Consider the following 26,108-nt stretch of genomic DNA (forward strand, 5'->3'; position numbering starts at 1 on the left):
GCACAATGCAAGGAGACCACGCATGGAATTGCCGCCGTCCTCGCGTCGCCGCATCTACCTGATGCGGCATGGTGCCGTGTCCTACTTCGACGACGCCGGCCGCCGCACCGCCCTGCCCGAGCTGGTGCCGCTGAACGAGACCGGCCGCATGCAGGCCACCGCCGCCGGCCGCGCCTTTGCCGCGGAGCAGATCCGCTTCGACCGCGTCATCGTCAGCGGCCTGCCGCGTACGGTCGAGACCGCGCAACGCGTGCTGGCCGAGCTGCCGGCGATGGACGGCATCGCCCCCGAAGTCTGGCCGGAACTGCAGGAAATCCGCGGTGGCGACCTGGCCGCGATCGCCAGCGAGGACCTGCGCGATGCCTTCGTCGGCGCCTTCGAAGGCGAAGTGCCCGAAGCCAAGCGCTTTCTCAACGGCGAGACCATCGGTGCCTTCCTGGACCGCGTGCTGCCCGCGCTGGCGCGCCTGCGCGACGACCCCGACTGGGATACCGTGCTGATGGTGCTGCATGGCGGCACCAACCGCGCCATCCTGTCGCAGGCCATCACCTGCGGGCGGCGCGTGTTCTTCGGCTCGCTGCTGCAGACCGCCGGCTGCATCAATGTGCTCGACATGGGCGACGGCCCGCTCGACTGGGTGGTGCGCATGACCAACTATTCGCCGCCCACGCCCGTGCACAGCGGCTCGCGCCATACCACCATGGAAGTGTTGCTGCACCAGTATTTGCGCGGACGCCAGCCGCCCGGCTGAGCTTTCCCGCCCCCGATTTCCTCATCGAACCCGAACAGAAAACCAACGGAGACAGCATGACCAGCAACGTATCGCACTTCGAAGGCACGCGCCCGGTGGCCGAGCAGCAGCGTTTCGACACTGCCGCGCTGGAAGCCTGGATGCGCCAGCACGTGGAGGGCTTTGCCGGCCCGCTGACCGTGGAGCAGTTCAAGGGCGGCCAGTCCAACCCGACCTTCAAGCTGGCGACGCCGGGGCAGACCTACGTGATGCGCGCCAAGCCCGGCCCCAAGAGCAAGCTGCTGCCGTCGGCGCACGCGATCGAACGCGAGTACCGCGTGATGGCCGCGCTGGCCGGCACCGATGTGCCGGTGGCGCGCATGTATGCGCTGTGCGAGGATGAATCCGTGATCGGGCGCGCCTTCTACATCATGGAATTCGTCGCCGGCCGCGTGCTGTGGGACCAGTCGCTGCCGGGCATGGGCACGGCCGAGCGCAGCGCCATCTACGACGAGATGAACCGCGTCATCGCCGCGCTGCACTCGGTCGACTACAACGCCATCGGCCTGGGCGACTACGGCAAGCCCGGCAATTACTTCCAGCGCCAGATCGAACGCTGGACCAAGCAGTACAAGCTGTCCGAGACCGAATCGATCCCGGCCATGGACGCGCTGATGGACTGGCTGCCGCAGCATATCCCGCAGCAGGACGCCGACCTCACCTCGATCGTGCATGGCGACTATCGCCTCGACAACCTGATGTTCCACCCGACCGAGCCGCGCGTGCTGGCGGTGCTGGACTGGGAATTGTCCACGCTGGGCCACCCGATGGCCGACTTCAGCTACCACTGCATGAGCTGGCATATCGCGCCGGGCCAGTTCCGCGGCATCGCCGGCCTCGACTTCGCCGCGCTCGGCATCCCCGATGAAGCCAGCTACCGCCGCCTGTACGAGCAGCGCACCGGCCGCCCCATCACCGGCGACTGGAACTTCTACCTGGCCTTCAGCATGTTCCGCATCGCCGGCATCCTGCAGGGCATCATGAAGCGCGTGGTCGACGGCACCGCCTCGTCGGCGCAGGCCACCGACGCGGGCAAGCGCGCGCGGCCGATGGCAGAGATGGGGTGGGAGTATGCGAAGAAGGCGAAGGGCTGAGGGCTGAGGGCTGCCGGCTGTGTACTCCCTCTCCAGCGTGCGGGAGAGGGTTGGGGTGAGGGCGGGAGCTTCCACAGAGTATTGCCGGTGGTATGCCGGCGCCTGCCCTCACCCCCTGCCCCTCTCCCGCAAGCGGGAGAGGGGAGCAAACCGGCGGTGCCGGGACGGCAATTCAACGTCCGCCTCAATCCCCCAACGCCACCCCCTCCCGCCGCGGATCCGCCCCTCCGGCCCACACCATCTTCCCATCCGGCCCCTGGCGGCGCACGATGGCCTGCGTGCCGCTGGTCATTTCGATCGCCGTCACCTGGTGGCCGCGCGCCTGCAGTGCCTGCACCAGCCCCGGCGACACCAGACCTTGCTCGACTTCGGTCGGGCCGTTGCGGCTGCCGAAGTTGCCCATGCCGATCGCCGCCTGCGGGTCCAGGTTCCAGTCGAGCATGCCGACCAGGGCCTTGGATACGTACTCGATGATCTGCGAGCCGCCCGGCGAACCGACCGTTGCCAGCAGCTGGCCGCTCTGGCGGTCGAACACAAGCGTCGGCGCCATCGACGAGCGCGGGCGCTTGCCCGGCTGCACGCGGTTGGCCACCGGCTTGCCGTTTTCGCTGGGCACGAAGGAGAAGTCCGTGAGCTGGTTATTGAGCATGAAGCCGCGCACCATCAGATGCGAGCCGAAGTACGACTCGATCGTGGTGGTCATGGAAATGGCGCCGCCGCGGTCGTCGACCGCGACGATCTGCGAGGTGGAAACGCGCGGCGGCGAGCGGTCCGGCGCGTAGGCCAGCGTGGCGCCCGGCGGCGTGCCCGGCTGGGCCTTGCCCATGCTCTGCTCGCCGATCAGGTCGGCGCGCGCGGCGAGGTAGGACGGGTTGACCATGCCGCTGACGTCGACCGGCACGAAGTCCGCATCGGCGACGTACAGGCCCCGGTCGGCATAGGCCAGGCGGTCGGCCTCGGCAATCGCATGGACGGCGTCGGGATGGGCTTCCAGCTGCGCCGGCGTGTTCACGGCTTGTGGCTTGAGCGCCGCCAGCGCGTATTTGGGATTCTTGGTTTCCAGCGCCTGCAGCGTGCCGAGGATCTGCGCAATGGCGATGCCGCCCGACGACGGCGGCGGCATGCCGCAGACCTTATAGCGCTTGTAGTCGGTGCACACCGGCACGCGCTGCTTGGCGCGGTAGCTGCCCAGGTCGGCCAGCGACAGCGAGCCGGCATTGCTGCCGTTGTTGACCTTGGCCACGATGTCGCGCGCGATCGGGCCGCCGTAGAGCACGCCCGCGCCGCGCCTGGCAATGTCGCGCAGCGTCTGCGCCAGCTTAGGGTTCTTCAGCACCGTGCCGGCCGGCTTGGGCTTGCCCTGGGCATCGAGGAAGTAGGCGGCCATCTCCGGCGATCCGGCCAGGAACTTGTCGGCCGCGACCTGCGTGTAGAGCCGTTGCGAGATCGGGAAGCCCTTTTCCGCCAGCTCGATGGCGGGCTGGAACAGCCTGGCCCAGGGCAGGCGGCCATGCTTGCGGTGGACCATCTCCAGCGCGCGCATCACGCCCGGGATGCCGACCGAGCGCCCGCCGATCTGGGCCTCGCTGAACGACATCGGCTTGCCGTCAGGGCGCATGAACAGGTTCTCGGTGGCGCCGGCAGGCGCGGTCTCGCGGCCGTCGAAGGCCTGCACGTTCTTGCCGTCCCAGTACATGATGAAGGCGCCGCCGCCGATGCCGGTGGCCTGCGGCTCGACCAGCGTCAGCACCGCCTGCATGGCGATGGCCGCATCGATGGCCGAGCCGCCCTGGCGCAGCATGGCGCGGCCGGCCTCGGTGGCGAGCGGATTGGCCGCGGCTGCCATATGGCGCTGCGCGTAGACCGTAGCCATGCCGGCGCGGTAACCGGACGCCACCTCCGGCGCCGGCGGCATCGCCGCCGGCGGAGTCGCTGCTGCCGGCGTAGCGGGAGCGGCCAGCGTGGCCGTGCTTCCGCCCGGGGTACCACAGGCACCGAGCAGCGCCGACAGGGCCAGCGCCAGCGCGCCGCGCCACGCCATCGAAGTGAGGTCAGGGATAGCCATGCGAGATCTCCGGCAGAAGGATCCAACGATTGTAGTGGCGATCGGTGCATCCCGCGAGGACGGAAGTCTGGCGAGCGCAACTCCGTATCGGACAGCCGGCGGCTAAATATTTCACCCGCCTCGACCCCGCCGGCCCGCGTGGCCCGTTACATCGACAGGCCGTCATGCCGGCGCCCTGCCCGCGGCCTTCCAGGAGAACAACATGCAACCACGTGCACCGGTCTTCTTGTCCAGCCTTGCCGCCACCCTGGCGCTCGCGCTGGCCGCATGCGGCGGCCCTTCGCCGCCGCTGCCCGAGCAGGCCTCCCGGCCCGTTGCGCCAGCGATTGCTCCGGCGCCGCTTGCCGACCGCGACCACGCGGCCAGGACCGCGCAGTCCAAAGCCGTCGCGGAAATGCACAGCATCGAACCGCACGCCACGCTGGCAATGCCGCACCCTTACCGGTTGCCGGCACCCGCGCCAGAAGAGCGCGAACGCTACGCCGCCATCGACGAGAACGGCGTCCGGCTGGTGTCCCAGGCGCCGGTGTCCACCTTCAGCATCGATGTCGATACCGGCAGCTACAGCAACGTGCGGCGCCTGCTCAATGCCGGCCGCGTGCCGCCGGCCGATGCCGTGCGCGTGGAAGAACTGCTGAACTACTTCCCCTACGACTATGCCCAGCCCGCCGACGGCCGCCCGTTCGCCGTGCACACCGCGCTGGCGCCGGCGCCCTGGCACCCGTCCAATGTGCTGCTGCGCATCGGCATCAAGGGAAAGGACGTGGCCAGCGGCGCGCTGCCCGCGGCCAACCTGGTGTTCCTGGTCGACGTATCGGGCTCGATGAACTCGCCGGACAAGCTGCCGCTGCTGAAGTCCTCGCTCAAGCTGCTGGTGAACCAGCTGCGCGCGCAGGACCGCATCACGCTGGTCACCTACGCCGGCAGCACGCGCGTGGCGTTGCCGCCCACGCCGGGCTGCGACAAGGCCGCCATCGGCGCGGCCATCGAGCAGCTGGTGGCGGGCGGCAGCACCGCCGGCGCCAGCGGCATTGCGCTGGCCTACCAGGCCGCGCAGCAGAGCTATATCGCCGGCGGCATCAACCGCGTGCTGCTCGCCACCGACGGCGACTTCAACGTGGGCGTGACCGACTTCCGCCAGCTCAGGAGCATGGTGGAGGACAAGCGCAAGTCCGGGGTGTCGCTGTCGACGCTGGGCTTCGGCACCGGCAACTACAACGAGCAGCTGATGGAGCAGCTGGCCGATGCCGGCGACGGCGCCTACTCCTACATCGACAACCTGATGGAAGGCAACAAGGTACTGGTCAGCGAGGTCAGCTCGACGCTGGCCACGATTGCACGCGACGTCAAGATCCAGGTCGAGTTCAACCCGGCCACGGTGACCGAGTACCGGCTGATCGGCTATGAGAACCGCATGCTGGCGCGCGAGGATTTCAACAACGACAAGGTCGATGCCGGCGATATCGGCGCAGGCCATACCGTGACCGCGCTGTACGAGCTGACGCTGGCGGGGCAGCCCGGCCTGGTCGACCCGCTGCGCTACCAGCGCGCGGCGCCGGCGCCGGGGCGCGATGGCGAACTGGCGCATGTGCGGCTGCGCTTCAAGCTGCCGGAGGCCAGCACCAGCCAGTTGCTCGATGTCACCGTGGCGCGGCAGGCGCTGCGCCCGCTGGCCCAGGGCGACGACGACTTCCGCTTTGCCGCGGCGGTGGCCGGCTTCGGCCAGGTACTGCGCGGCGGCAAGTTCACCGGCGACTGGCGCTACGCCGACGCGCGGGCGCTGGCGCAAGGCGCGCGCGGCGCCGACCGCTTCGGCTACCGCGGCGAGTTCGTCAAGCTGGTGGACCTGGCGCAGAGCCTGGCCACCGCAACGCCGGCCGCCTCTCATGGCGGCGCAACGGCCGGGCATGCGGCACGCTGAGCCGCACCGCGGCGCGCAGCCGGCGCAGGATGGCGCGGACTGTCGCGCCGCCCTGCGCTCTCCTATACTCGGGCGCATGCAGCCTTCCGCCCCCGCCCCATCCGCTGCTCCCGTCGACGCGCTGCGCACGCTGCCGGACCACGACCTGATGCTGCTGGTCGCGGGCGGCATCATCGAGCAGCCGGTCACCGAACTGTTCCGCCGGCATAACGCCGGCCTCTACAACTACCTGGCCTGGCTGTGCCATGGCAATACCGGCGAAGCCGAGGACCTCGCGCAGAAGACCTGGCTCAAGCTGATGACCCGCTGTGGCGACTACCAGCCGAGCGCGGCGTTCCGCACCTTCCTGTTCCAGATCGCGCGCAACGCCTGGCTCGACCAGGTGCGCAGCACCGATGCGCGCCAGCGCGACGCGCTCGACGACCACCTGCCCGAGCTGCCCGCCGACGACCTGTCGCCGGAAACGGAACTGCAGCTGCGCCAGCATGCGCAGCACGTCCATCGCGCGCTGCTGCAGCTGCCGGTCGCGCAGCGCGAAGTGGTGGTGCTGCGCTTCTTCAGCAATATGAGCGTCGAAGAAATTGCCGCGATGCTGGGCGAGAAGTTCGAGACCGTGAAGAGCCGGCTGCGCTATGCGTTCGCGCGCCTGCGCGCGGACCTGGCCGGCAGGGTGCCGGAGTCGGGGCCATGAGCGCGCGCAACGCCGCATCGCAGGCGGCCGAACGTTTCATCGCGGGCGAGGACCGGCTTTCGGCACTGCTGAAAGCACTTCCGCCCTACCCGCCGCCGGCGGCCCTGGAAGCCGCCGTGCTTGCGGCGGCGCGCGCCGCGCAGCAGGACGCCGGGCGCCGGCAGGCCGATGCCGCGGCGCTGCCCTTTGCCGCGCCGCCGGCGCTGGCCGCGGCCGTGCTGGAAGAAGCCGCGCGCCTGCAGGCGGCCCAGTCGGCGCGGCGCGATGCGGTGCTGGCACGGGTGGCCGCGGGCGCCGCCGCGGAGGACGTGCTCGGCGCACGCCTCGGTCCGGATGCAGCGGCGTGGCTGCGGGCACAGGCTGCGGATTCAACACGAAACGCCGCACGACCCTCGACGATGGAGCCGTCCCCCCATGCCGCGCGCGCGCGCCGGTGGTGGCGTTCGCTCGGACTGGTCGCCAGCGTCGCGGCGGTGGCCGGACTGACCACCAGCATCGTGCTGCGGCAGCTCGACGATGGCGCGCTGTTGCCAAAGGGAACCGCAGAGATGGCGTCGGCCGAGATGGCCGCGCCCGCGCCAACGCCCGCAGCGTCGACGGCGCCATCGCCGGCCTTGCCGGAAACCGCCGCAGCACCGCCTGCCAAACCCGCAGCGCCAGCCGCCAGGGCAACTCCGCCTGCGGCCCGCCCTGCGCCTCGCGCGGCACCCGACACGGAGACGAGCCGAAGCGTTCCGCGCGAACCCGTGCCGGACAGCGAGGCGCCGGCACAAGCGAGCCCGTCCGCGCCGCCTCCGCCGGCGATCGCTGCCGCACCGCGCGCACCCGCTGACGCCGCCATCGCGCAGGCCGCACCCTCAGCGCCCGCGCCTGCCGCACCGTCCGCCTATGCGCGCGAGGCCGCCCCGGCGATGGCCGCGCGTGCACCAGCTGCGGCGTCCGCCCTCACGGTCTCGACCCAGGACGATCCCGCGGCCATCGCGGCACGCCTGGGCACGGCAGCGCCGCTCAGGCTGTGGGCAGCCGAGCCCGACCATGTGGAGATCCGGGAATGGGCGCAACGGTTGTGGCAGGCGATGCCGGCGGGACAGCGCCCGCCCGTGCCGGTTGCGGTGCAGCCCGACCCCGCGCTGGCGCCGGGCCAGGTGCGGATCGAGCTGCGTGGAGCGTTGCCGCCAGGCGCACCGCAATGAGCGCGCCGCGGGCTGATGGTCAGCGCGTGGTGAACGACCAGCTCAGCTCCACCGGCTGCGCGCCGAGCCGGCCCGTGACCCGCACGGTATAGCGCTGCTGGCTGGCCAGCGGCGCCACCGGCGTGCACACCGCCAGGCCGCGCGCCGCGCTGCTCAGGCCCGAGGAACGGCTGTCGACCTTGATGCAGTCGACGTTGCTGCCCTGCGCATCGGTGATGACGAAGTTGTCGGCATCGAACTGCAGCGAGGCATTGATCGCCTGCAGCGACACCGGGTAGCCCATGGTGCGGTTTTCATAGCCCGGCGCCGGGTTGGGGCTTTCGGTGTTGACCCAGTTGGCCGGCACGTCGTTCTGGCCATCGAACGGATAGGCCACCATCTGGTTGTCGCTGCCGCCCTTGACCCGGTCGGCGAGGTCGACGGTCTGGTAGTAGCTGGCCGAGGTGCCGCTGCCGTTGGCGCCCACGCGCTCGGCAAAGCCGCTGCCGGCCGAGCCATAGCTGCCCAGCAGCGCGGCGCGGTGGAACGGCGCATCGACCAGGTCCGACACCAGCGCGTCCTTGGGCGACATCGACAACTGCGCATTGGCCACCGAGGTCCAGCGGTTGGCGCCGGCCACCACTTCGGCGGTGGCATCGGTCGGATAGGCGGCCTGGATGCGCTCGTGGGCGGTGGCGCCGGTGTAGCCCGGATTGCCGCTGCTTTCGTCGTGCGTCAGCGTGGCGTTGGCCAGCATGTAGTCGGTATGCGCCTGCGCGGCGGCATTGAGCGGGTCGCGCGCCGCCAGCGGCGGCAGGCCCACCTGCTCGCGGCGATAGTTGGCGTAGCACAGGCCGGCGGTGCGCGGCTCTTCCAGCACGCGGTAGTTGCCGACCGCGCTGCCGCGCGCCGGCAGCAGCGCGATGCCGCTGCCCGGCGCGGCGGCGGGTGCGGGACCGCTGACGGTGTAGCAGGCCCCTGCCGTGGTAGTGGTGGCGGAGCCGGTCGGGGAGGTCGGCGACGGCGACGTGGCTGCGCTCTGTCCGCCAGCGGGCGCGCTGGCCTGCGCGCCGGCCGGGGTCGATCCGTCGGGCGCGGCACTGGCTGTGGTGCCACCGTCGCCGCCATCGCCGCCGCCGCAGGCGGCCAGCGCCAGCGCCGCGGCGGTACAGAGCGTGGTCAGGGCCAGCGTGGTGTGCCGCGCGCTGCGCGGCGGCGTGGAAGGGCAATCGGCAGGCAAGCGTTTCCCAATCATCGGTCTGAGTCGTCGTGGTGGAGTTCGGCGAATTGGTCTGCCCGGGGGATCCGCGAGCGCGGACGGCCGGCGCGACAACCATCGCGGGCACCATGCAGGACGGGCTCGCCGTGGCTTTGCCGGGGGCAGAAAGACGGGACGATGGTATGGGCCGAAACCGCGAGGGTCTAGCCCGCGAACAATTGCTTACGTGTGACCCGCGCGCGCCGCACGTGAACGGAATTCGCGCTGTGGCAGGGTGGGTCGAGCGCCGTCAGCCCGCCGCGGCCACGTCGGCCATGCCGCTGCCGAGCGAGGCCATTACCGCCATCAGCTGCTCGCGCAGCCAGCGGTTGGCGCCGTCGTTCTCGCCGCCCGCGTGCCAGTACAGGTGCAGTTCCAGCGACGGCACCTTGAACGGCAGCGACAGCAGCCGGTTGGCATAGGGCTCGTTGGCGATGCGCGCATAGCGCAGCGGCAGCGTTGCCAGCAGGTCGGTGCAGCTGACCACGCGGCACGCCGCGGCGTAGTGCTGGCAGCGCAGCCGCACGCGCCGCGTCAGGCCCATGCGATGCAAGGCCTGGTCTTCCAGGCCGGCGCCGCGGCGGCGCGACGACACGTGGACGTGCTCGGCCGCGAGGTAGCGCTCCAGCGTCAGTTCCTTCTTCACCAGCGGATGATCGCGCCGTGCCAGCACCACCATCGGGTCGGCCATGAACGGGGCATGGTGTATCGCCGGCGACACCGGCAGCAGGATGTCGAGCGCAGCGTCGAGCGTGCCGGCCAGCAGTTCCGATTCCATCTCGCGCCGGTCGAAGCGGATCGCGGCAATTTCCACCTGCGGCGCCATCGCGGTGACGCGGCTCATCAGCGGCGGCAGCAGCGTCGACTCGAGCGCGTCGCGCATGCCGATGGTGAACCGGCGCACGGTGTTGGTGGGATCGAAGTGCGGCGTGTCCTGCAGCGTGCGCGCGAACGACTGCAGCGCGCTGCGTACCTCGGCCGCCAGCGAGCGGGCCAGCGGTGTGGGCGCCATGCCCTGCCCGCGCCGCTCGAACAGCGGATCGTCGAACAGCGTGCGCAGCCGCCCCAGCGCATGGCTGACCGCCGGCTGCGTCAGGTTGAGCTGGCGCGCGGCCGCCGTGATGCTGCCTTCGCTGTAGATGGCGTCGAACACGACGAAGAGGTTGAGGTCGATGCGGGAGAGCTGCATGCTGGTGATTCTGGCACGGAATGCAGGGGATTGATACTGGCAAATCCAGAAAATTCATTTTTCTAATTACCGGCTTTCAGATAGAGTGCATTGCATCGGCAAGGTTTATTGCCCGAAGACCCAGCCAACCGGCGCCGGCGGCCGCCCGCGCCCACCGATCCCGTAGCGAGGAGACCACATGGATTTCGAGTACAGCCCGAAGGTCAAGGAGATGCAGGCCAAGCTGCTGGCCTTCTTCGACCAGCACATCTATCCGAACGAAAAGCGCTTCGCCGAGGAGATCGACGCCAACCGCCGCGCCGGCAACGCCTGGATCCCCACCAAGGTGATCGAGGAACTGAAGCCGCTGGCGCGCGAAGCCGGCCTGTGGAACCTGTTCCTGCCGCGCTCGCCGCGCGCGCCGCAAGGTCTGTCGAACCTGGAATACGCCACGCTGTGCGAGATCATGGGCCGGGTGCCCTGGTCGGCCGAGGTCTTCAACTGCGCCGCCCCGGACACCGGCAACATGGAGACGCTGGAGCGCTACGCGTCGGAAGAACTGAAGGACCGGTGGCTCGAGCCGCTGCTGGCCGGCGAGATCCGCTCGGCCTTCCTGATGACCGAGCCGGCGGTGGCCTCGTCGGACGCCACCAATATCGAGTGCCGCATCGAGCGCGATGGCGACCACTACGTGATCAACGGCACCAAGTGGTGGTCGTCGGGCGCCGGTGACCCGCGCTGCAAGGTCTATATCGTGATGGGCAAGACCGATCCCGAGGCCGGCCGCCATGAGCAGCAGTCGATGGTCGTGGTGCCGGCCGATACCCCGGGCATCACCATCAAGCGCTTCCTGCCTGTATTCGGCTACGACGATGCGCCGCACGGCCACATGGAGATCGAGCTGAAGAACGTGCGGGTTCCGGTCTCGAACATCCTGCTGGGCGAAGGCCGCGGCTTCGAGATCGCGCAGGGCCGCCTCGGCCCGGGCCGCATCCACCACTGCATGCGCAGCATCGGCGTGGCCGAACGCGCGCTGGAACTGCTGTGCAAGCGCGCGCTGTCGCGGGTGGCGTTCGGCAAGCCGGTGTCGGCCCAGGGCGTGACGCAGGAGCGCATCGCCGAAGCCCGCTGCGAGATCGAGATGGCGCGCCTGCTGACGCTCAAGGCCGCGTATATGATGGACACGGTCGGCAACAAGGTGGCCAAGGCCGAGATCGCCATGATCAAGGTGGTGGCCCCCAACGTGGCGCTGAAGGTGATCGACTGGGCCATCCAGGTCCACGGCGCCGCCGGCGTTTCCAGCGACTTCCCGCTGGCCAGCTGGTGGGCGCATCAGCGCACGCTGCGCCTGGCCGACGGTCCGGACGAGGTGCACCGCAACGCCATCGCCAAGCTGGAGCTGGCCAAGCACATGAACGTCAACCCGGACAGCATCAAGATGCCGGTGGCGCGCGGCTTCTGAGCGCCCCGGAGCACCCGGAAGCGCCGGCGGGGCCCCGCCCCTGCCGGCATTGTGGAAAACGCGCAGCCGGCCTGCGCGTTTTTTTCTTCTGTGCTTAAATCGCGCGGTTCGCCACGTCGGTGGTTGATGTGGCCGTTCCCATGAATGCAGCCAGGAGATCCCTGCAATGATCGACGTCTACACCTGGGCCACGCCCAACGGCCACAAAGTCCACATCATGCTGGAGGAGTGCGGACTGGAGTACCGGGTCCACCCGATCAACATCGGCGCCGGCGACCAGTTCGGCGAGGACTTCCTGAAGATCAGCCCCAACAACAAGATTCCCGCCATCGTCGACGCGGACGGCCCCGACGGCAAGCCGATTTCTCTGTTCGAATCGGGCGCGATCCTGCTCTACCTGGCCGGCAAGACCGGCAAGTTCCTGCCCGAGGACGTGCGCGGCAAGTACGAGACACTGCAGTGGCTGATGTTCCAGATGGGCGGCGTGGGTCCGATGCTGGGCCAGGCGCACCACTTCCGCATCTATGCGCCCGAGCAGATCGAGTACGCGGTCAACCGCTACACCAATGAGGCGAAGCGCCTGTACGGCGTGATCGACACGCAGCTGTCGAAGCACGAATGGCTGGCCGGCGAGCAGTACACCATTGCCGATATCGCCACCTTCCCGTGGCTGCGCAGCTGGCAGAACCAGGGCGTGGAGCTGGACGACTACCCGCACCTGAAGCGCTGGTTCAACCAGATCGCCGAGCGTCCCGCGGTCAAGCGCGGCGTGGAGGTGCTGGCCAGCGCGCGCAAGGCGCTGCAGGACGACAAGGCGCGCGAAGTGCTGTTCGGCGCCACGCAGTACAAGCGCCACTGAAAGGCAAGCGGCGGCCACGGCGGCGGCCGCGGTCATCAGGCCAGCGCCAGCGCCGAGCGCGCCACGGCGTGGCCATCCGCGCGCCGGCCGCCGCGGGCGTCCACGCCATCATGCGGCGCAGCGCCCGCGCCGAAGCAGCACAGCAGCCCGGCGCCCGGCACCAGCACGTCGAGCCGGCATGGCTCATGCGGGTCCGGCGCGTAGAGCGCGCCGGGCTGCAGGAAGGCCATGTCACCGCCGCTGCGCACCAGCGCGCCATGCCAGTGCAGGGCCAGCGCGCCCCGGTAGCACAGCGCCCAGCGCAGGCCGCGCGCCTGCAGGTGCCGGCCCCAGTCATCCACCGAGCCATCCAGCTGCACGAACTCCGGGCGCATGCCCTGCTGCGCCTGCCAGTCATCCGCTTCCAACACATCCGCCAGCGCATGCGGCGCGGCCACGCCATCGGCATCGGCCCCGGCACCGACGGGGGCAATGGCGCCCAGCGCGCACTGCCACGCGCCCGCGGGCATCGCCACGGGACGCGAGGCCTCGGCCGCGCCTTGCGGCACCGCGCGCACCAGGATGGTGTCGGCGACCGCCTGCACCTGCATCGGCACGCCGGGCGCGGGCGCGAACAGTTCGCCGCCGCCGACCAGCAAGCTGCCGCGGCCGGGCGAAGACAGCCGCAGGCCACCGCGCAGGCAACCCCACCATTCATGGCAATCCGCTGAAAATTCGGGCTGGCGCTCGCCGGCGCAGAGGAAGACGTAGTCGCAGGTGCAACCAACACCGGCAGCGGCGGCAAGCAGGCGTGGCTGGAATCCGGGAAGGAAATCCGACGGTGCGTGGCGGTCGGCATCGATGGCGCGCATGCGCGCCTCGAACAGCGTGAAGATCTGCATGGCAATCCCCTGCAGGGGGACAGGCGCGCTGCGCCTGTCCGCGCAGCCGGCGCACGCGTGGCGGCGTGACGCCCGGTCTGGCGCGATAACCCGTCTGGCACGGCGCTGCGAAGCAGCGCCGCCCGGTTGATGCCATCGTGCCGCGCCATGGCCTGGCGCGCCCCTCAATTTGCGGATCGGACACCGATAGTGAGGATGAGGATAAGTTGTCGTGGGCTCAAGGTCAAACCCTTAGCCTCAGACCACTCCGAACTTTTGTTGAACCCATGACCTCTCGAAATCTCAGACTTTTCGGATTGCATCTCGCCTGGCTACGCAAGCAACGAGGCTGGTCCCAGGAGACCCTTTCGCTTGAAAGCGGACTGTCGCGCTCGTATCTGAGCGGCATTGAAAGCGGCAAGCGCAACCTGGCGCTGGCCAACATCTGCAGGCTCGCCGAGACCCTCGCCGTGCCCACCGCCGAGATGCTCGACTTCAGCCGCCACGACGCCAGCCAGCTGCAAGTCGAGCAAGCGCGCGCGCCGTTCGGCAACCGCCAGCGCGCGGCGATCGAGGCCACCATGCACCACATGGCCGAGCTGACCGAGCCCGAGCTGAACCTGGTGGCCGCGGTGGCGCGGGCGCTGGCGGGCAAGGGCAGCTTCCGCCCGGCGCTCGGGCACGGCAGTTCCGGCACCAGGCCCGCACCCGATGCCGACGCGCCCCCGGAAGGCTAGAGCCCCAGCATGCCCTGCCGTTCGATGAAGCCGATCACCTGGTCCAGCCCCTGTCCCGACTTGACGCTGCCCATCACGAACGGCCGGCTGCCACGCATCTTGCGCGCATCGCTTTCCATCACCGGCAGCGATGCGCCCACATACGGCGCCAGGTCGGTCTTGTTGATCACAAGCAGGTCGGACTTGGTGATGCCCGGCCCGCCCTTCCTAGGAATCTTCTCGCCCCCGGCGACGTCGATCACGTAGATCGTAAGATCAGAAAGTTCCGGGCTGAAGGTCGCGGCCAGGTTGTCGCCGCCGGACTCTATGAAGACCACGTCGGCATCCGGGAAGCGCGCCAGCATGCGATCCACCGCTTCCAGATTGATCGATGCATCCTCGCGGATCGCGGTGTGCGGGCAGCCGCCGGTTTCCACGCCCAGGATTCGCTCGGCCGGCAGCGCACCGGAAATGGTCAGCAGGCGCTGGTCTTCCTTGGTGTAGATGTCGTTGGTGATCGCGACCAGGTCATAGCGGTCGCGCATCGACTTGCACAGCATTTCCAGCAACGTGGTCTTGCCGGAGCCGACGGGGCCGCCGACGCCGACGCGCAGCGGAGGGTTCTTCTTGGTACGGGCGTGGGTCATGGTGCGGTGTTGGTTCAGGATCGGAACAGCCGGGAGTACTGCGTTTCGTGGCGTGCGCACAGCAGGCCCAGCATCGGGGAAAACGTCGACAGTTGCGGCGGCGTGGCTTCGACGCGGCGGCCGGCTTCCTCGACGGTCTCGAGCACGGCGCCATGCAGTCGGCGCAGCATGTGCTGCCCCGCCACCTGCCCCAGCGGCACCGCCTTGATCGCCGCGGCCACCTGGTTCTCGGCCCAGTTGAAGCAGTAGGCCGCCAGGCCGTCGCGCGCACCGATCTGCAGCGCCACGCAGGCGGCGGTGAACGCGGTCGGCAGGCATACCGGCGACAGCGCGGCCAGCGTGTCGCGCAATACCGGCGTGCCCCACTCCATCTGCGCGATCAGGCGGGCCAGCGACCAGCCCATCTGCTCTGTCTCCAGCCGCAGCTCGGAGGTCTCGCGGGTGGCGTGGAACCAGTCGTTCCAGGTTCGCACCTGCGCGGCGTCGCCCGCCTGCCAGTGGCGATGTAGCAGCAGCCACAGCGGCGCCTCGCATTGCGCCTGGACATGCCGCAGGTTGTCGTAGATCCAGCGCTCGGCGGTCGGGGCGTCATGCACGCTGCCGCATTCGATTGCGGCCTCGAGACCTTGCGAATAACTGAAGCCGCCGATGGGCAAGGCGGGGGACGCGAGGTGCAGAAGGGAGATGAGTTGGTGGAGGTGGGTCATCAGACGACGCCTCGCTTCGCGATGACTCCCTCCCCATGGACATGCTCGCCATCATGACCATGCGAGTGCGAGTGCGAGTGCGAGTGCGAGTGCGAGTGCGAGTGCCCATGATGCTCCTCAAACACCGCCTGCGCCGCCGCATAATCCTCCGCGAAGGTCGCGTCGTGCCCGTGCTTGTGCCCGCCGCCATAGGCCCCCGCCTCCGGCTCGAACGGCAGTTCGGCGCGCTTCGCCTGCACGCCCAGCCGTTGCAGCATGTGGGCCAGCACCGCGTCATATTCGAGCCGCAGGTAGTCGCGCCCGATCTCCACCGGCGTGTGGCGGTTGCCGAGGTGGTAGGCCGCGCGCATCAGCGCGTGCGGGTCTTGTGCGCGCACTTCCAGCACGGACTCGGCAGCGGCCTGGACTTCGACGAAGCTGCCGTCTTCGGCCACCAGCAGGTCGCCGCCGCGCAGCACGGTGCCGCGCGGCAGGAACAGCGCGGCGTCGGTGCCGTTGTCGAGCACGGCGCGCAGGCGGCTCTTGCTGCGGTCGGCGAACGGCAGCACCAGCTTGGGTGCGCGGCGCACCAGCACGCTGGCGATGCCGTGCGGCGCGGTCAGGTGTTTATCGATCTTCAGCATGGCAATTCCGCACCCATCAAAACAGGAAATAACGCTGCGCCATCGGCAGTTCGGTGGCGGGCTCGCAGTTCAGCAGCTGGCCGTCGGCAACCACCTGATAGGTCTCGGGGTCGACCGTGACGTGCGGTTGCCAGTCGTTGTGAACCATGTCGCGCTTGCTGACGGTGCGGGTGCCGCGCACCGCGGCAAGGGTCTTGGCCAGCCCGTAGCGTTCGCCGATGCCGGCCGCCAGCGCCGCCTGCGAGACGAAGGTCAGCGACGAACGATGCAGCGCGCCGCCGGCTGAGGCAAACATGGGACGGTAGTGCACCGGCTGCGGCGTCGGGATCGATGCGTTGGGATCGCCCATCGCGGCCGCGGCGATCATGCCGCCCTTCAGGATCAGGCTGGGCTTGACGCCGAAGAACGCGGGCCGCCACAGCACCAGGTCGGCCCACTTGCCGACTTCGACCGAGCCCACCTCATGCGCGATGCCGTGGGTCAGCGCCGGGTTGATGGTGTACTTGGCAACATAGCGCCGGACGCGGAAGTTATCGTGCCCGCCGCGCGTGTCGTGCGGATCGCCCGGCAGCTTGCCGCGCTGCGCCGCCATCTTGTGCGCGGTCTGCCAGGTTCGGATGATGACTTCGCCGACGCGCCCCATCGCCTGCGAATCGCTCGAGATCATCGAGAACGCGCCGAGGTCGTGCAGGATGTCCTCGGCAGCGATGGTCTCGCGGCGGATGCGGCTTTCGGCGAAGGCAATGTCCTCGGCGATCGACGGGTCCAGGTGGTGGCACACCATCAGCATGTCGAGATGCTCGTCCAGCGTGTTGATGGTGTACGGGCGCGTCGGGTTGGTCGACGACGGCAGCACATTGGCCTCGCCGCACACCTTGATGATGTCCGGCGCATGGCCGCCGCCGGCGCCTTCGGTGTGGTAGGTATGGATGGTGCGGCCCTTGAACGCGGCGATGGTGGCCTCGACGAAGCCGGCCTCGTTGAGGGTATCGGTGTGGATCGCCACCTGGGTGTCGGTCGCGTCGGCCACCGACAGGCAGGTGTCGATCGCCGCCGGCGTGGTGCCCCAGTCTTCATGCAGCTTCAGGCCGATGGCGCCGGCTTCGACCTGCTCCAGGATCGGCCCCGGCTGGCTGGCGTTGCCCTTGCCCAGCAGCCCGATATTCATCGGGTAGGCATCGGCCGCCTGCAGCATGCGCTCCATGTACCAGGGCCCAGGCGTCACCGTGGTGGCGAAAGTGCCGGTGGCGGGCCCGGTGCCGCCGCCGATCATGGTGGTGACGCCGCTCATCAGCGCCTCGTCGATCTGCTGCGGGCAGATAAAGTGGATATGGCTGTCGATGCCGCCGGCGGTGACGATCATGCCCTCGGCCGCGATCACCTCGGTACCGGGCCCGACCACGATGGTGACGCCGGGCTGGATGTCGGGATTGCCGGCCTTGCCGATCGCCGCGATGCGCCCGTGCTTGAGCCCGATATCGGCCTTGACGATGCCCCAGTGGTCGACGATCAGCGCATTGGTGATCACGGTGTCGACGCAGTCCCCGGCCATGCGCTGGCTCTGCCCCATGCCGTCGCGGATCACCTTGCCGCCGCCGAACTTCACTTCCTCGCCATAGATGGTGAAGTCCTTCTCGACTTCGATGATCAGGCCGGTATCGGCCAGCCGCAGGCGGTCGCCGGTGGTGGGGCCGAACATCTCGGCATAGGCCTGTCTGGAAATCGATGCCATCACAGCGCTCCCATGATCTTGCCGTTGAAGCCGTAGACGATGCGGTCGCCCGCCAGCGCCACCAGTTCCACGGTGCGGGTCTGCCCGGGCTCGAACCGCACCGCGGTGCCCGCGGCGATGTTCAGGCGGAAACCGCGCGCGGCCTCGCGCTCGAACGCCAGTGCCGCGTTGGTTTCGTAGAAGTGGAAGTGCGAGCCGACCTGGATCGGCCGGTCGCCGGTATTGGCCACCGTCACGCTGACGGTGGCGCGGCCGACGTTGAGTGCGATCTCGCCGTCGGCGGGCATCAGTTCACCGGGGATCATGACGGTCCTCCTCAGGCCACCAGCAGGCCGGCGCCGTACAGCGCCACGCCGGCTCCGGCCGCGCGCGCCAGCCAGCCGGCGCGGCGGCGCAACAGCGTGCCGGCGCCGATACCCAGCAGGTGCAGCGCCATGGTGGCCGCGGCAAACCCGCCCACGTAGGCCAGCACCGCCGGCAGCGCGCCGGCGCTGGCGGGCAATTCCACCCCATGCGCATAGCCGTGGAACACGGCAAAGCCGCCCACCAGCAGCGTGCCGGCCGACGCCGGCAGTTTGGCGCGCAGCGCCAGCAGCAGGCCGATCACCAGCAGCGAAGCCGCGATCATCGGCTCCACCGCGGGCAGCGCCATGCCGCCGAGCCCGAGCGCGGCGCCCACCAGCATCAAGCCCACGAAGGCCAGCGGCAGACGCAGCGTATCCGCGGCGGAGCGCGCCACCAGTGCGCTCCATACGCCCACCGCGGCCATCGCCAGCAGGTGGTCGGCCCCGGTGAACGGATGCGCCAGGCCGGCCCACAGGCTGGCGCCGACGGTGGCGGCATCGTGGCCCGGGTGCGCCAGCGCGGCGGTGGCGGCAACGGTCAGGGTGGCGCCAAGGGCAAGGCGCAGGCAGGCGGTACGGGTCATGTCGGCTCTCGGGTGCATTAGTTGTTCGAAGCGTTGGTCGCGGCGAAGGCTCAGACGATGGGATGGTGCACGGTCACCAGCTTGGTGCCGTCGGGAAACGTCGCTTCCACCTGGATTTCCGGAATCATCTCTGCGATGCCATCCATCACGTCGTCGCGCGTCAGTACCGTGGTGCCTTCGTGCATCAACTCCGCCACGGTGCGGCCGTCGCGCGCGCCCTCCATGATCGCGGCGGTGATCAGCGCCACGGCTTCCGGGTAGTTCAGCTTCAGGCCGCGGGCCTTGCGCCGCTCGGCCAGCAGCGCGGCGGTGAAGATCAGCAGCTTGTCTTTCTCGCGCGGCGTCAGTTCCATCTCTCGTTCCTGTTTGATGTTCGGTTGCGTATCGGCGCGCTACGTCGCCCACAGCCGCAGCGGTTGCGCCGCGACGCCATGGAGCGGCATGCGCAGCGCCTGCCAGGTATCGGTCATGACGTGGCGCACCGCTTCCATGTGCCGGCCCAGCACGCGCAGCAGCAGCATCGACTGGCCGTTGGCGGCGAGGCAGCTCAAGCCGGCGCGCAACGCCGGCGTATAAGTCAGCCGCCCGGCCAGCGTTTCGGCGAGGTCTTGCGTGGCGGCTGCGCCGACGGCCCACAACGTGCCCAGCACGTTCAGCCCGTCCAGCCCGGGCCGCGCATGGCGCAGCGGCGATGCCGCCTCGATCTGCGATTGTTCGATCCACAGCGCGCGCTCGCCGGCGCCGATGCGCGTATCCAGCCACAGCGCACCCCGCGCCCACTGCTCGCCCGATGCCTGCCGGCCGAGCACCACGGCATCCCATCCGATCGCGCTGCCGCCCGGCGCGACGTCGAGCACGGTGGAAATGCGCGCGCGCGCGTCGTCGAAGACGATGTTCTCCTGCGGCAGCCAGTCCAGCCGCGCGCCCTCGCCCACCGCCAGCCGCACCCGCTGGGCCGCGTCGCGGCCGAGCGACTTGTACCACTTGGTGGCGCCCGGCGTGGCCAGCACCGCATGCGCGCCGGCCTCCACCGTCACGTCGATCTCCAGGCTGTCGCCGCCGGCCACGCCGGCCGGCGGATGCAGGATTACCGCGTGGCAGATGCCCCCTTCCGGATACAACGGCTTCTGCACCAGCAGCGGGCCCCGGTGACGCCGCTCGGTCAGCACGGTGCGTTCGCCGCGCGGCGCAAAGCGCAGGTGCAGCGTGGCCTGCCACGCCGCCGGCATGGCGAGGGACGAAGGAAAATCGGGATGGCGCATCGATGGCGAACGGAACTTGCGCGCGCCTTACACGGCGATCAGCTCGCGCACGCCGTCCTGCTCCATGCTGGCGCCGGCGCCGCGCGCCACCACTTCGCCGCGGCTCATCACCACATAGTGGTCGGCAAGGTGCCGCGCGAATTCGTAGTACTGCTCGACCAGCAGCACCGTCATGCCGAATTCGTCGACCAGCAGCCGCAATGCGCGACCGATGTCCTGGATGATCGAGGGCTGGATGCCTTCGGTCGGCTCATCGAGGATCAGCAGTTGCGGCTCGCTCATCAGCGCGCGCCCGATCGCCAGTTGCTGCTGCTGGCCGCCGGACAGGTCGCCGCCGCGGCGCAGCCGCATGGTGCGCAGCACCGGAAACAACTGGTAGATGCGCCCCGGCACGCCCGCCGGCCGCGCGCGGCTGGCGGCGCCGATCAGCAGGTTCTCTTCGACCGTCAGCCGCGGGAAGATCTCGCGCCCCTGCGGCACATAGGCCAGGCCGGCCGCGACGCGCTCGTACGGCGCCTTCTTCTCCAGCGGCTTGCCGTCCCAGTGGATGCTGCCGCTGCGCGTCGGCACCACGCCCATCAGGCATTTCAGCAGCGTGCTCTTGCCGACGCCGTTGCGGCCGAGCAGCGTGGTCAGCTTGCCCGCCGGCACCTCGAAGCTGACGTTGCGCAGGATATGGCTGCCGCCGTAGTACTGGTTCAGTGCATTGACCTGCAGCATGCCTATCTCCCCAGGTAGGATTCGATCACGCGCTCGTCGCGCTTGACGCTGTCGAGCGTGCCTTCGGCCAGCACGCTGCCCTCGGCCAGCACCGTGACCTTGCCGGCGGCGCCCGCCAGCGCGGCGACGAACTCCATGTCGTGCTCCACCACCATCATCGAGCAGCTGCCGCGCAGGCCGTTGAGCAGGCTGGCGAGCTGCATGGTTTCTTCATCGGTCATGCCGGCCACGGGTTCGTCGAGCAGCAGCAGCTGTGGCTGCTGCATCAGCAGCATGCCGATCTCCAGCCGCTGCTTCTGCCCGTGCGACAGCAGCCCGGCGGGCCGGTAGGCCTCGGCCTCGAGGCCGGTCAACGCGAGCGTCTCCTCGATGCGGCGATGTCCCTCGCCGGTCAGCCGCGCGCGCAGCGACGACCACCAGCGCTTGTCGGCCTGCATCGCCAGCTCCAGGTTCTCCCACACCGCGTGCTGCTCGAACACGGTGGGCTTCTGGAACTTGCGCCCGATGCCTACCTGCGCGATGCGCGGCTCGGTCATCCGCATCAGGTCGATGGTCTGGCCCAGGAACACGCGCCCGCTGACATTGGCGTTGCGCGGCCCGGTCTTGCCGGTGATGACATCCATCATGGTGGTCTTGCCGGCGCCGTTGGGGCCGATCACGCAGCGCAGCTCGCCGTGGTCGATCGACAGGTTCAGCTGGTTCAGCGCGCGGAAGCCGTCGAACTGCACGGTGACGTCCTCGAGATAAAGGATCGGGCCATGCGACACGTCGATGGTGCCCGGCTCGACGATGCGGCCCAGGCCGGTGGCATCGCCGCTTTCGGCCTGGCCGTGCTCGAGTGCGGGGTTCATGCTTCACCTCCGCTGCGACCCGCCACCGCCGGCGTGGCCACCGGCTCTTGCGCGGCTGCCTGCGCGGGGCCCGCGCGCCACCGCTGCCACAGGCCGGTCACCCCGTCGGGCAGGTACAGCGTCACCAGCACGAACATCGCGCCCAGCAGGAACAGCCAGTATTCGGCAAAGTGCGCGGTGAACAGCGTCTTGGCGCCGTTGACCAGGAACGCGCCGATCACCGGCCCGACCAGCGTGCCGCGCCCGCCCACGGCCACCCAGACCGCCATCTCGATCGAGTTGCCGGGCGACATCTCGCCCGGGTTGATGATGCCGACCTGCGGCACGTACAGCGCGCCGGCGATGCCGCACAGCACCGCCGAGAAGGTCCACACGAACAGCTTGTAGCCGAGCGGGTTGTAGCCGGAGAACATCACGCGCATCTCGGCGTCGCGCACCGCCGTGACCACGCGGCCGAGCTTCGAGGTGACGATGTAGCGGCAGGCGATGAAGCCGGCCAGCAGCGCCAGGAAGGTCAGCACGAACAGCGCCGTGCGCGTCTGCGGTGCGGCGATGGCAAAGCCGGCGATGCGCTTGAAGTCGGTAAAGCCGTTGTTGCCGCCGAAGCCGGTCTCGTTGCGGAAGAACAGCAGCATCGCCGCATATGTCATCGCCTGCGTGATGATCGACAGGTACACGCCCTTGATGCGCGAGCGGAAGGCAAAGAAGCCGAACAGCCATGCCAGCACGCCCGGCACCAGCAGCGCCAGCAACAGCGCATAGCCAAGGTGATCGGTGCCGTGCCAGAACCATGGCAGCTGCTTCCAGTCGAGGAACACCATGAAGTCCGGCAGGTCGCTCTGGTACACGCCTTCGCGCCCGATCGATCGCATCAGGTACATGCCCATGGCATAGCCGCCCAGCGCGAAGAACAGGCCATGGCCGAGGCTGAGGATGCCGCAGTAGCCCCATACCAGGTCGAGCGCGATCGCCGCCAGCGCGAAGCACATGATCTTGCCGACCAGCGTCAGTGCATACGCCGACAGGTGCAGCGGATGGCCCTCCGGCAGCAGGAGCGCGCACACCGGCACGCCGATGCCGACGATTACCGTCAGCGCCAGCAGCGCGATCCAGCCGCGCGGCGAAAACAGCGACTGGCGTTCGGGCACTGCCAGCCGGAACGGTGCTGCGGAAGAGTTCGGTTGGAATCGCTGCATCATGCCTCCGCGCTGCGCCCCTTGAGCGCGAACAGTCCCTGCGGCCGCTTCTGGATAAACAGCACGATCAGCACCAGGACCAGGATCTTGGCCAGCACCGCGCCATAGAAGGGTTCGATGAACTTGTTGAGGATGCCCAGCCCGAAGGCACCGACGATGGTGCCGGCGAGCTGCCCCACCCCGCCCAGCACCACCACCATGAACGAATCGATGATGTAGGCCTGGCCCAGATCGGGACCGACATTGCCGATCTGCGACAGCGCGCAGCCGCCGAGCCCGGCGATGCCGGCACCGAAGGCAAAGGCATAGCTGTCGACCTGCCAGGTGCGCACGCCCACGCACGCGGCCATGGTGCGGTTCTGCGTGGTCGCGCGCACGAACAGGCCCAGCCGCGTGCGGTTGAGCACCGCCCACGCTACCGCCACCACCGCCAGCGCGAACAGGATGATGACCACGCGGTTGTACGGGATCACCAGCCCCGGCAGCCATTCGAAGCCGCCGCTCATCCATGCGGGGTTGGACACTTCCACGTTCTGCGCGCCGAACAGCGTGCGCACCGCCTGCATCAGCAGCAGGCTCACGCCGAAGGTGGCCAGCAGCGTTTCCAGCGGGCGGCCGTACAGGTGGCGCAGCACCAGCCGTTCCAGCACGAAGCCCACCACGGCGGCTGCCAGGAACGAAGCCGGCAGCGCCGCGGGCAGATACCAGTCGAGCGCGCCCGGCGCATGGGCGCGGAACAGCGACTGCACCACGTAGGTGGCATAGGCGCCGATCATCAGGAATTCGCCGTGCGCCATGTTGATCACGCCGATCAGGCCATAGGTGATGGCGAGTCCGAGCGCGGCCAGCAGCAGCACGCTGCCCAGGCTCAACCCGGCGAACAGGTTGCCGATCAGTTCGGCGCGGCGCTGGTCGCCCTGCAGCGTGTCCAGCGCCTGCTGCGCGGCCAGGCGCACGCTGCCGTCGGGCTCGCGGTAGCGGCCGGCGCTGTCGCGCTCGAGCAGCGGCGCCAGTTTCTGGCGGCTCTGAGGGTTGCTGTCCCTGGCCAGGATGCGGATGGCTTCGAGCCGCGCCTCGCGCGAGGCAAGAGCGTCGGAAGCGGACGCCCCGGCCAGCAGCAGATTGGCCCAGATCACGTCCAGGCTGGCGCGCAGGCCGGCATCGGCCTCGGTCTTGCGCGCGGCTTCCACCGCCGCCAGCGACGCGCTTTCGGGCTGGTCGCGCAGCGTGGCCACCGCCTGCGCGCGCACCGCGATGTCTGGCGACTGCAGCAGCAGGCTGCTGGCGGCGCTGTCGACCAGCGCGCGCAGGCTGTTGTTCAGGGTCAGCGACTCGAGCTCGTCGGCCTTGACCGTGACCGGCTTGCCGCTGATCGCATCGACCAGCCTGTCGCCATCCTGGCGCACCATGCCGGCCGACGGCGCATACTGCAGGGCGTCATCCTGCAGGGCCTTCAGGATCGGCGCGGCTTCAGCTGGCGATGCCTTGGCCACCGCGGACAGCGCGGCAGTCTTGGCATCGAAGTCGTCTTCGGCCAGCGGCTTCAGGTCGGCCTGCGTCAGTGCGCCGGCCCACGGTGCCGAGGCCAGCAGCAACGCTGCGAGCAAGGCACGCAGCCACAGCTTGGCGGGAAGGGATATCGAATGGCACATGAGGGCTGGCAAGTGACGATGGTGGATAACCAGACTGGGGGTGTGCTCCCCTCTCCCACGCTGTGGGAGAGGGGAGCCGAATAGCGGCAGGCGACCGCTCCTTACATCGCCTTGTCCGGCTTGCCTTCATTGCCCGCGATGAACGGGCTCCACGGCTGCGCGCGCACCGCCTTCGGGGTCTTCCACACCACCGCGAACTGACCGTCGCCCTTGACCTCGCCGATCATCACCGGCTTGTACAGGTGGTGGTTCTCGCCCATGGTCAGGGTGAAGCCGTCCGGCGCCTTGAAGGTCTGGCCATACATGGCTGCGCGCACCTTGTTGGTATCGGTGCTGCCGGCCTTCTTCACCGCCTGCGCCCACATGTGGATGCCCACGTAGGTGGCTTCCATCGGGTCGTTGGTCACGCGCTTGTCGCCGCCGGGCAGGTTGTTGGCCTTGACCCAGGCCGCCCACTGCTTGCGGAAGGCGTCGTTCTCGGGGTTCTTGACCGACATGAAGTAGTTCCATGCGGCCAGGTGGCCCACCAGCGGCTTGGTATCGATGCCGCGCAGCTCTTCTTCACCGACCGAGAAGGCCACCACCGGCACGTCCTTGGCCTTGAGCCCGGCGTTGCCCAGCTCCTTGTAGAACGGCACGTTGGAATCGCCGTTGATGGTGGAGATCACCGCGGTCTTGCCGCCCTGCGAGAACTTCTTGATATTGGCGACAATGGTCTGGTAGTCGCTGTGGCCGAACGGGGTATAGACCTCTTCGATGTCCTTGTCGGCCACGCCCTTGCTCTTCAGGAAGGCGCGCAGGATCTTGTTGGTGGTGCGCGGGTAGACATAGTCGGTGCCGAGCAGGAAGAACCGTTTGGCGCCGCCGCCCTCCTTGCTCATCAGGTATTCGACCGCGGGGATGGCCTGCTGGTTGGGCGCCGCGCCGGTGTAGAAGACGTTCTTCGACATCTCCTCGCCTTCATACTGCACCGGGTAGAACAGCAGCGAGTTGAGCTCTTCGTAGACCGGCAGCACCGACTTGCGCGACACCGAGGTCCAGCAGCCGAAGGTCACCGCGACCTTGTCCTTGCTGACCAGCTGGCGCGCCTTCTCGGCGAACAGCGGCCAGTTCGACGCCGGGTCCACCACCACCGGTTCCAGCTTGCGCCCGAGCACGCCGCCGCTCTTGTTGATCTCGTCGATGGTCATCAGCGCCACGTCCTTCAGCGACGTTTCCGAGATCGCCATGGTGCCGGACAGCGAATGCAGGATGCCGACCTTGATCGGCTCCTTGGACTGCGCCAGCGCCAGTGGGCTGGTACCGATCATCGCCGCGGCGGCTATCGCCGACAGCTTCAGCATGTCACGTCGTTGCATCTGCAGCTCCCGTTTATGGTGTTGGTCAGGGACTACGCTCCCCGGGGTGATGCATCTGCAACTAGCGTGCCACGGCGATATCGTGCGCGCGGCGCGGCTACAGGCGGTGCGCGGGGCCGGATGCCGGCTGCCGGGCGCGTGCGCACCATCGCCGTGCAGCGAATCAGCGCACTGCGACAGTGCGTGCCGGCCGCCGCGTCCGATCCCGGTGCATGGCGCACATTGCCGGAACCGGCTTGCGCCACCGTGGCGCCATTGGCAAGCGCCGGCGTGCCTGCGCCCTGGCCCGCGCCGATTAAGCGGGCGCTTAAACCCGGATTCGAATGCATGTAAATCCGTACATTCAATGATTAAGACCGGAGCGCTGCGGCACTAC

The 26,108-nt window shown here is 69.1% G+C and carries 25 protein-coding genes; 8 read left to right on the forward strand and 17 right to left on the reverse strand.

The window, feature by feature from the left end:
• Positions 1-22: 22 nt before the first annotated feature.
• Both MKD50_RS13920 and MKD50_RS13925 read left to right on the forward strand, forming a co-directional pair.
• Complete coding sequence (locus MKD50_RS13920) at positions 23-751, forward strand: histidine phosphatase family protein (protein WP_252667364.1); 729 nt, start codon at positions 23-25, stop codon at positions 749-751.
• A 56-nt stretch (positions 752-807) separates the two neighbouring features.
• Positions 808-1,884 (forward strand): phosphotransferase, encoded by a 1,077-nt coding sequence (locus MKD50_RS13925; RefSeq protein ID WP_252667365.1) that lies wholly within the window; start codon positions 808-810, stop codon positions 1,882-1,884.
• 184 nt (positions 1,885-2,068) lie between these two features.
• Here the strand turns inward: MKD50_RS13925 and ggt are convergent, their stop codons facing one another.
• Positions 2,069-3,949: a gamma-glutamyltransferase gene (gene ggt / locus MKD50_RS13930; protein ID WP_252667366.1), complete on the reverse strand. Its 1,881-nt coding sequence runs from the start codon at positions 3,947-3,949 to the stop codon at positions 2,069-2,071.
• 202 nt (positions 3,950-4,151) lie between these two features.
• Between ggt and MKD50_RS13935 the strand changes: the two genes are divergently transcribed.
• The 3 genes from MKD50_RS13935 (at position 4,152) to MKD50_RS13945 (ending at position 7,754) form a co-directional block, all read left to right on the forward strand.
• Positions 4,152-5,870: a vWA domain-containing protein gene (locus MKD50_RS13935; protein ID WP_252667367.1), complete on the forward strand. Its 1,719-nt coding sequence runs from the start codon at positions 4,152-4,154 to the stop codon at positions 5,868-5,870.
• Between the two features lie 76 nt (positions 5,871-5,946).
• Positions 5,947-6,561 (forward strand): sigma-70 family RNA polymerase sigma factor, encoded by a 615-nt coding sequence (locus tag MKD50_RS13940; protein WP_115706586.1) that lies wholly within the window; start codon positions 5,947-5,949, stop codon positions 6,559-6,561.
• The gene (locus MKD50_RS13945; RefSeq protein WP_252667368.1) at positions 6,558-7,754 is read left to right on the forward strand and encodes a hypothetical protein; all 1,197 of its coding nucleotides are present in this window, start codon (positions 6,558-6,560) and stop codon (positions 7,752-7,754) included. The genes MKD50_RS13940 and MKD50_RS13945 overlap by 4 nt, the downstream gene beginning before the upstream one ends.
• Positions 7,755-7,773: 19 nt before the next feature.
• On the opposite strand, the gene MKD50_RS13950 is transcribed toward MKD50_RS13945, so the two are convergent.
• Both MKD50_RS13950 and MKD50_RS13955 read right to left on the reverse strand, forming a co-directional pair.
• Positions 7,774-8,988, reverse strand: a complete 1,215-nt coding sequence (locus MKD50_RS13950) for a CAP domain-containing protein (RefSeq protein WP_252667369.1) — start codon at positions 8,986-8,988, stop codon at positions 7,774-7,776.
• 253 nt (positions 8,989-9,241) lie between these two features.
• Entirely contained in the window at positions 9,242-10,180 is a 939-nt protein-coding gene (locus MKD50_RS13955; RefSeq protein WP_012352371.1) for a LysR family transcriptional regulator, read from the reverse strand.
• Positions 10,181-10,358: 178 nt separating this feature from the next.
• Between MKD50_RS13955 and MKD50_RS13960 the strand changes: the two genes are divergently transcribed.
• Positions 10,359-11,621, forward strand: a complete 1,263-nt coding sequence (locus MKD50_RS13960; protein WP_252667370.1) for an acyl-CoA dehydrogenase family protein — start codon at positions 10,359-10,361, stop codon at positions 11,619-11,621.
• A gap of 166 nt (positions 11,622-11,787) precedes the next feature.
• The gene (locus tag MKD50_RS13965) at positions 11,788-12,480 is read left to right on the forward strand and encodes a glutathione binding-like protein (RefSeq protein ID WP_115706444.1); all 693 of its coding nucleotides are present in this window, start codon (positions 11,788-11,790) and stop codon (positions 12,478-12,480) included.
• 35 nt (positions 12,481-12,515) lie between these two features.
• Here the strand turns inward: MKD50_RS13965 and MKD50_RS13970 are convergent, their stop codons facing one another.
• Entirely contained in the window at positions 12,516-13,361 is an 846-nt protein-coding gene (locus MKD50_RS13970) for a hypothetical protein (protein WP_252667371.1), read from the reverse strand.
• A 296-nt stretch (positions 13,362-13,657) separates the two neighbouring features.
• Here MKD50_RS13970 and MKD50_RS13975 point away from each other — a divergent pair, with 296 nt between their 5' ends.
• Positions 13,658-14,077: a helix-turn-helix domain-containing protein gene (locus MKD50_RS13975; RefSeq protein WP_240987598.1), complete on the forward strand. Its 420-nt coding sequence runs from the start codon at positions 13,658-13,660 to the stop codon at positions 14,075-14,077.
• Here MKD50_RS13975 and ureG read toward each other — a convergent pair.
• The 13 genes from ureG to urtA all read right to left on the reverse strand — a co-directional run bounded on the left by ureG (position 14,074) and on the right by urtA (position 25,732).
• Positions 14,074-14,703, reverse strand: coding sequence for an urease accessory protein UreG (ureG, locus tag MKD50_RS13980; protein ID WP_240073983.1), 630 nt, complete (start codon positions 14,701-14,703; stop codon positions 14,074-14,076). The two genes, MKD50_RS13975 and ureG, sit on opposite strands and share 4 nt — an antisense overlap.
• 14 nt (positions 14,704-14,717) lie before the next feature.
• Positions 14,718-15,410, reverse strand: a complete 693-nt coding sequence (locus tag MKD50_RS13985) for an urease accessory protein UreF (RefSeq protein ID WP_252667372.1) — start codon at positions 15,408-15,410, stop codon at positions 14,718-14,720.
• Positions 15,410-16,033 carry an urease accessory protein UreE gene (gene ureE / locus MKD50_RS13990; protein ID WP_252667373.1) on the reverse strand — a complete coding sequence of 208 codons (624 nt, stop codon included), beginning with the start codon at positions 16,031-16,033 and terminating at the stop codon, positions 15,410-15,412. Before ureE ends, MKD50_RS13985 begins: the two co-directional genes overlap by 1 nt.
• A 16-nt stretch (positions 16,034-16,049) precedes the next feature.
• A complete protein-coding gene (gene ureC, locus MKD50_RS13995; protein WP_252667374.1) occupies positions 16,050-17,765 on the reverse strand; it encodes an urease subunit alpha in 1,716 nt (571 codons plus the stop codon).
• Positions 17,765-18,070: an urease subunit beta gene (locus MKD50_RS14000; protein ID WP_062797820.1), complete on the reverse strand. Its 306-nt coding sequence runs from the start codon at positions 18,068-18,070 to the stop codon at positions 17,765-17,767. Before MKD50_RS14000 ends, ureC begins: the two co-directional genes overlap by 1 nt.
• Positions 18,071-18,081: 11 nt before the next feature.
• A complete protein-coding gene (locus MKD50_RS14005) occupies positions 18,082-18,693 on the reverse strand; it encodes a HupE/UreJ family protein (RefSeq protein ID WP_115706436.1) in 612 nt (203 codons plus the stop codon).
• A gap of 50 nt (positions 18,694-18,743) precedes the next feature.
• Entirely contained in the window at positions 18,744-19,046 is a 303-nt protein-coding gene (locus MKD50_RS14010) for an urease subunit gamma (RefSeq protein ID WP_018005472.1), read from the reverse strand.
• 39 nt (positions 19,047-19,085) lie between these two features.
• Positions 19,086-19,955 carry an urease accessory protein UreD gene (locus MKD50_RS14015; RefSeq protein WP_252667375.1) on the reverse strand — a complete coding sequence of 290 codons (870 nt, stop codon included), beginning with the start codon at positions 19,953-19,955 and terminating at the stop codon, positions 19,086-19,088.
• Between the two features lie 27 nt (positions 19,956-19,982).
• On the reverse strand, positions 19,983-20,675 hold the full coding sequence (urtE, locus tag MKD50_RS14020) for an urea ABC transporter ATP-binding subunit UrtE (RefSeq protein ID WP_252667376.1): 693 nt from the start codon (positions 20,673-20,675) through the stop codon (positions 19,983-19,985).
• 2 nt (positions 20,676-20,677) lie between these two features.
• Complete coding sequence (gene urtD, locus MKD50_RS14025; protein WP_115706433.1) at positions 20,678-21,526, reverse strand: urea ABC transporter ATP-binding protein UrtD; 849 nt, start codon at positions 21,524-21,526, stop codon at positions 20,678-20,680.
• On the reverse strand, positions 21,523-22,722 hold the full coding sequence (urtC, locus tag MKD50_RS14030; RefSeq protein WP_252667402.1) for an urea ABC transporter permease subunit UrtC: 1,200 nt from the start codon (positions 22,720-22,722) through the stop codon (positions 21,523-21,525). The genes urtD and urtC overlap by 4 nt, the downstream gene beginning before the upstream one ends.
• Positions 22,722-24,374 carry an urea ABC transporter permease subunit UrtB gene (gene urtB, locus MKD50_RS14035; protein ID WP_252667377.1) on the reverse strand — a complete coding sequence of 551 codons (1,653 nt, stop codon included), beginning with the start codon at positions 24,372-24,374 and terminating at the stop codon, positions 22,722-22,724. Before urtB ends, urtC begins: the two co-directional genes overlap by 1 nt.
• A gap of 101 nt (positions 24,375-24,475) precedes the next feature.
• Positions 24,476-25,732, reverse strand: a complete 1,257-nt coding sequence (gene urtA, locus MKD50_RS14040) for an urea ABC transporter substrate-binding protein (RefSeq protein WP_115706430.1) — start codon at positions 25,730-25,732, stop codon at positions 24,476-24,478.
• Positions 25,733-26,108 lie beyond the last annotated feature (376 nt).

This window comes from Cupriavidus mimosae (genome assembly GCF_023952485.1).
Taxonomy (GTDB): domain Bacteria; phylum Pseudomonadota; class Gammaproteobacteria; order Burkholderiales; family Burkholderiaceae; genus Cupriavidus; species Cupriavidus taiwanensis_C.

Bases quoted from the DNA above. Each gene is read 5' to 3' on its own strand.
- MKD50_RS13920 (WP_252667364.1), top strand. From the start codon at position 23: ATGGAATTGCCGCCGTCCTCGCGTCGCCGCATCTACCTGATGCGGCAT.
- MKD50_RS13925 (WP_252667365.1), top strand. From the start codon at position 808: ATGACCAGCAACGTATCGCACTTCGAAGGCACGCGCCCGGTGGCCGAG.
- ggt (WP_252667366.1), bottom strand. From the start codon at position 3,949: ATGGCTATCCCTGACCTCACTTCGATGGCGTGGCGCGGCGCGCTGGCG.
- MKD50_RS13935 (WP_252667367.1), top strand. From the start codon at position 4,152: ATGCAACCACGTGCACCGGTCTTCTTGTCCAGCCTTGCCGCCACCCTG.
- MKD50_RS13940 (WP_115706586.1), top strand. From the start codon at position 5,947: ATGCAGCCTTCCGCCCCCGCCCCATCCGCTGCTCCCGTCGACGCGCTG.
- MKD50_RS13945 (WP_252667368.1), top strand. From the start codon at position 6,558: ATGAGCGCGCGCAACGCCGCATCGCAGGCGGCCGAACGTTTCATCGCG.
- MKD50_RS13950 (WP_252667369.1), bottom strand. From the start codon at position 8,988: ATGATTGGGAAACGCTTGCCTGCCGATTGCCCTTCCACGCCGCCGCGC.
- MKD50_RS13955 (WP_012352371.1), bottom strand. From the start codon at position 10,180: ATGCAGCTCTCCCGCATCGACCTCAACCTCTTCGTCGTGTTCGACGCC.
- MKD50_RS13960 (WP_252667370.1), top strand. From the start codon at position 10,359: ATGGATTTCGAGTACAGCCCGAAGGTCAAGGAGATGCAGGCCAAGCTG.
- MKD50_RS13965 (WP_115706444.1), top strand. From the start codon at position 11,788: ATGATCGACGTCTACACCTGGGCCACGCCCAACGGCCACAAAGTCCAC.
- MKD50_RS13970 (WP_252667371.1), bottom strand. From the start codon at position 13,361: ATGCAGATCTTCACGCTGTTCGAGGCGCGCATGCGCGCCATCGATGCC.
- ureG (WP_240073983.1), bottom strand. From the start codon at position 14,703: ATGACCCACGCCCGTACCAAGAAGAACCCTCCGCTGCGCGTCGGCGTC.
- MKD50_RS13985 (WP_252667372.1), bottom strand. From the start codon at position 15,410: ATGACCCACCTCCACCAACTCATCTCCCTTCTGCACCTCGCGTCCCCC.
- ureE (WP_252667373.1), bottom strand. From the start codon at position 16,033: ATGCTGAAGATCGATAAACACCTGACCGCGCCGCACGGCATCGCCAGC.
- ureC (WP_252667374.1), bottom strand. From the start codon at position 17,765: ATGGCATCGATTTCCAGACAGGCCTATGCCGAGATGTTCGGCCCCACC.
- MKD50_RS14000 (WP_062797820.1), bottom strand. From the start codon at position 18,070: ATGATCCCCGGTGAACTGATGCCCGCCGACGGCGAGATCGCACTCAAC.
- MKD50_RS14005 (WP_115706436.1), bottom strand. From the start codon at position 18,693: ATGACCCGTACCGCCTGCCTGCGCCTTGCCCTTGGCGCCACCCTGACC.
- MKD50_RS14010 (WP_018005472.1), bottom strand. From the start codon at position 19,046: ATGGAACTGACGCCGCGCGAGAAAGACAAGCTGCTGATCTTCACCGCC.
- MKD50_RS14015 (WP_252667375.1), bottom strand. From the start codon at position 19,955: ATGCGCCATCCCGATTTTCCTTCGTCCCTCGCCATGCCGGCGGCGTGG.
- urtE (WP_252667376.1), bottom strand. From the start codon at position 20,675: ATGCTGCAGGTCAATGCACTGAACCAGTACTACGGCGGCAGCCATATC.
- urtD (WP_115706433.1), bottom strand. From the start codon at position 21,526: ATGAACCCCGCACTCGAGCACGGCCAGGCCGAAAGCGGCGATGCCACC.
- urtC (WP_252667402.1), bottom strand. From the start codon at position 22,722: ATGCAGCGATTCCAACCGAACTCTTCCGCAGCACCGTTCCGGCTGGCA.
- urtB (WP_252667377.1), bottom strand. From the start codon at position 24,374: ATGTGCCATTCGATATCCCTTCCCGCCAAGCTGTGGCTGCGTGCCTTG.
- urtA (WP_115706430.1), bottom strand. From the start codon at position 25,732: ATGCAACGACGTGACATGCTGAAGCTGTCGGCGATAGCCGCCGCGGCG.